Below are 4,895 nucleotides of genomic sequence, written 5' to 3'. Positions count from 1 at the left end.
CTACCCCCTGCTTCTGAAGAAGGCGGGCCACTTGGTTAGATTTTCTATGTAGTTCACCATACGATAAACAATCTTCTCCCAGAGTTAAAGCAATCTTGTCTGGCGCCTTATTAGCCCGCTCTACAAAAAGACTTACCAATGTTTTTTCCTGAGGGTAGTCAACTTTCTGGTTATTAAACTGATGCAGAAGAGAAAATGTTTCCTCATTTTCGAGAAGCTGTTCACTCCTAAACCGCTGATCTAAATTATCAATCAAAATGTATAAAGCACGTTCAAAATAGCCTAAAAGTCTTTTAATAGTTAAATCCGAAAAAGAAGAAACAATCCTGATTTCAAATTGATTTAGAGTTGTAGAAATTGAAAAATCAAATAAAGTATTGGTTTTTTCATAACTCTCTTTTCTAGGGGTTATGGAATGCTTCTTGATATTTTCATATGTGTGAAAGTCTATGAAATTAAATAAAATATCAAAAACAGGGTTATCCAAAGCACTTGAAGCACCTATAGCTTCCGATATTCTTTTAAAAGAAAGACGTCCAAATTTTTTCTTATCAATTTGTTTTTTATGAACTTTCCTTAATAGCGTCTCCCAAGTCTCTTCTTTATCTATAGAAATCCTAAAAGGAATTGTGTTTAAAAAACAGCCGAGCATTTTTTCAGCATCCTCAGTAACCGGCCTTGCGTTCTCAACCAAACCTATAGTTATATCACTTTCAAACGTGATCAACTTCATTACAGAGAGGTAGGCAGTCAGACACATTGTTCTTATAGTAGTCTTCTCTTTTTTAGCAACTCGTTTAAGTTGTTGAAGAAGTTCTGGATTTAGCATTTTAGTAGTTGTTTTAGTTTCCTGTGTAGCTTCAAATGGAAGTTGAAGCCTCTTAAAATCTTCCAACTCCTTCTGCCAGTAAGTCGTTAAATCTTCCTGCTGTGAAACAACCATCTGGTCCACTATATAATCCTTATAGTTGCTCTTCAGTTGAGACAGTTGTACAGTACCAGCTTTTAACTTGAAATATACGCCTACTAACTCCGTCATAAACGAGGCAACACTCCAGCCATCCATAATGGCATGATGGACTATCCAAGCAAAAGCGACCTGACGGTCGTTTAACCTATATACCCGAAGCCTCCAAAGGGGTCCCTCTTTTAGCTCAAACGGATTCTGACGATCTTCCAAAAGAGAACGCTCAATAAAATCCTCCTGCTCTTTTTCTGTATATACTGATAGATCACGCTCTATGATATCGACTGGAACTGACTGGTAGACAACTTGAAGAGGCACAGATCCTTCATCTAAGAAAAAGCCCGTTCGTAAAATTTCATGTTTATTCATTAATAAGGTCATAGCTTCAGTTAATTTTCCCACTTCAAATGAAGTATCCTCTAGCTGATAAACAAGTTGGTCATGATAAAACGCTTCTTCTGGATATTTCAAAGAATAAAAAACCATTCCCTGCTGGATATCACTCATTGGATACACATCAACCACTTTATAAGCTAAAGAGACGTGCTCCGCAAGGAACCTACTCTTCAAATCCTGCAATTCTTTTCTTTTTTCTATTCGTTCCTCTTCCAGTGAAAAACTTTTTGCACCGGCATACGCGACTAGCTCTTTTATAGTTGGATATTCATACAAATCTTTAATCTGAATAGCCCAGTCCATTTTCCTATTCATAAAACTAATCAATCCGATGGCTTTGATAGAGTCTCCCCCCAGATTGAAAAAGCTGTCAGTTACACCAAGAGAGGTGCCTAAAAACTCCTCCCAGATAGACCGTACACGGCCTTCCAGCAGATTCTGGGGCTCCTCATGGATAACACCTTTCACTTCCGGAGCCGGAAGCCTGTGGCGATCAACCTTACCATTGGAAGTGAGTGGCATCATTTCAAGCTGAATGAAATAAGAAGGAACCATATAAAATGGGACTCTTTTGGCCAATTCCATTCGGAGTCCCGAAGGACTCAATTCCTCTTCGGCTGTATAATAGGCAGCCAAAGCTTGTCCCTGTTCCTCTTCAAAAGCTTGTACAAAAACTTCTCTAATTCCGCTACAGAGAAGTAGCTGGGTTTCAACCTCTCCTAATTCGATCCGATGGCCACGGATTTTAACCTGGTCATCCATTCTTCCAAGGTACTCCAGATTCCCCTCTTCCAGCCATCGGGCCAGGTCACCTGTTTTGTACATCCGCTCTCCTGGTCGAAACGGATTTTCGACAAAGCGCTCTTCCGTTAAATCCGGCCGGTTCAAATAACCTCTAGCCACACCTTCCCCAGCCACATACATTTCACCACCAACTCCAATAGGTAGGAGGTTCTTCTGGCTACCTAGCACATACACTTGAAGGGTGGGAATCGGCTTTCCAATATTGCTGATGTTAGTCTCAATTTCTTTTTCAGTGATTTCCTTATACGTGACATGAACAGTCGTTTCCGTAATCCCGTACATATTAATCAACTGCGTGGAAGGATAGGCTGCTTTCCAGTCCTTCAGCTGTAGAGGAGATAGCTTTTCCCCCCCAAAAATGACTTTGCGGACAGGCATCTCGGCTGGCTTCATCTTTTTCATCTGGTGAGAAAGCTGATAAAACGCCGTAGGCGTCTGGTTCAAGATGGTCACCTTCTCTTTAAGTAGAAGCTCAGCAAAAGCCTCCGGATCCCGAGCCACAAAAGATGGAACAAGAACTAGCCGGCCTCCATACAACAAGGCACCATACATTTCCCAAACTGAAAAATCAAAACAATAGGAGTGGAACAATGTCCAAACATCTTCTTCCGAGAAATCAAAGAGATTCTGATCGTTAAACAAGAGACGTACCACGTTCCGGTGCTCCACCATAACTCCTTTCGGCTGTCCAGTAGATCCCGAGGTATAGATGATATAAGCCAAGTCTTTCGGACCAGCTTCCACTTCCAGATCCGAAGGATCTTCTTTCTCCCATTCCCGTTTCCAAAGCCCTAGTACCTGTCCGGAATAATGGGCGGGAACGTCTTCTGCATACTGGACGATCAGCTTCTCGGCTCCGCTGTCATCAAGCATATAGCGGATTCTTTCCTCCGGGTAATCCGGATCAATCGGAAGATAAGCTGCACCTGCCTTTAATATACCCAGAATACCTACAATCATCTCAACCGAACGATTAACCAGGAGACCCACTACCTGTTCGCGGCCTGTCCCCTGTTTCTGAAGAAGGCGAGCCACTTGGTTGGATTTTCTATGCAGTTCACTATAAGACAGGTTATCTTTTCCTATTGTCAAGGCGAGCCTGTCTGGTGTCTTCATAGCTTGCTCATGGAAAAGATCTACAATTGTTTTTTCTCGCGGGTATTCCGCCATGGTATTATTGAAATCTACTAATAACTTCTGTTTCTCCACGTTTGATACAATACTAATTTCCGAGAGTTTAATTTTCGACAACCCCTTCCATTAACCTTTTATAATATTCAAGAAAACGGTAAATAGTTTCTTCTCCTAAAAGAGTAGTGTTGTATTCCAGTCCTAGCAAAAAAGAATTTCCCAGTGATAAATATGTAAAAGAAAATCAAATTTGGATGTATAATTACTTTCAACTTACAAACCAATCTTCAGATCACCAATTTTGTAATAATCAATGAGTTCATTTTGATAAATGAACATCGTCTGAAATGATGGTGATATACTGTGGATTAGCCTGTATAGAGGTGCAGCAGCAATGAATAAAGAATAAATTTGTAAATATAAGGTGTAACATTTATTCTTTTACAATGTTGATGAATTTTTTCCAAAAGAGACTCTATCTGCATTTCCTTCATGAGTGAGTACGACTGCTTTTCTGGAATTATATAGAAATTCAATACAAGAAATCTTACATCTATCATTTTTCAATATTCAATCTTTTAAGAGAAGCAGCTCTCCTATCGAAGATAAAGTGGTTCAACCAATTAACGTATTATAAATACTGAAACTCAATCCTTTTAAGTGATGCTTCTCTTCCGTTTCTAAGCTGCTGATGTGTCCCTATGAGTTCTTTTTCAAATAAATTAGTGAACCACCCGTCAGTAATTATATGATTGACAGATTCATCCAGAATGGAATAGTCCCTGTCAATCATATAAATTTTTATACAAATTAATGAATCGTGTAACAAATCAAAAGGCGCATCAACTTTTTTAGATAATCTCTTGCTTTTTAGATTCTTTGTTTCCTTCTACATAAGAAAAAAGAACCACAACGCGAATGGTAAATTGATAATTCTGATAATATAACATTGAGTTGTCACCAAATATTTCAAAATGAATCTGTTAATTCTCATGTCTATTTACCATTTATTGCTCCTTTAAGTACTCCACATGCAGTAATTCTTTAAAATGAGGGGTAAATGTGGAGGTATAGAAAGAAAAGTATGGGACTTTCTAATACACAAACTATAGACTTGTCTGCAAAGGCATCAAAAGAGTTCATCTCTTTTAATTTCATTAGAGTGCAGAAGTTCGGTATCATTATAATTGCAAAATAGCAAATTGATCTTTGCTTCCTCATTTGGAAGCAGAAAAACAAAACACCGGAAAGCTCTCATTAATATCTCAAGTAGAATACTGGGAGCGTCTTCAATAAGCGAAATATCATTCTGGTAAAACGCTTCTGAACCGCCTCCATGATCCATAGATTCTAAAGACTTGAACCGAGATACATTCTATGAGGAAACCGTAGAAAGACCTCCTATTCTGAGAGCAGTTTTAGTATTACAAAATGTAATTTTAAAATCCTTTACATCGTCCATACTTCTTAGTTTTTCTTTTAAGACTTCAATAGTTTTAGAATCCCCTAAATATTCGACCTCCCTCAAAATATAAAAAACCGAATAATTTTATATAAAAAAACTACATTTTTCTCAATACAAGTAAAAGTTTACCAC

The 4,895-nt window shown here is 38.4% G+C and carries 1 protein-coding gene and 1 pseudogene; both read right to left on the bottom strand.

Annotated features, from left to right (window positions below):
• Window positions 1-3,418 (bottom strand): non-ribosomal peptide synthetase (locus tag ABWK52_RS10060; RefSeq protein ID WP_141537388.1); only part of this gene is annotated, 3,418 nt, incomplete at its 3' end.
• A gap of 511 nt (window positions 3,419-3,929) precedes the next feature.
• A pseudogene (locus tag ABWK52_RS10055) lies at window positions 3,930-4,151 on the bottom strand (hypothetical protein); the annotation flags it as partial.
• Between the last annotated feature and the right edge of the window lie 744 nt (window positions 4,152-4,895).

Origin of the sequence: Bacillus sp. AP50 (genome assembly GCF_040492675.1) — a bacterium.
Taxonomy (GTDB): Bacteria; Bacillota; Bacilli; order Bacillales; family Bacillaceae_G; genus Bacillus_A; species Bacillus_A cereus.
The sequence above is the reverse complement of the archived record's forward strand: the minus strand, read 5'-3'. Positions and strand labels throughout refer to the sequence as shown.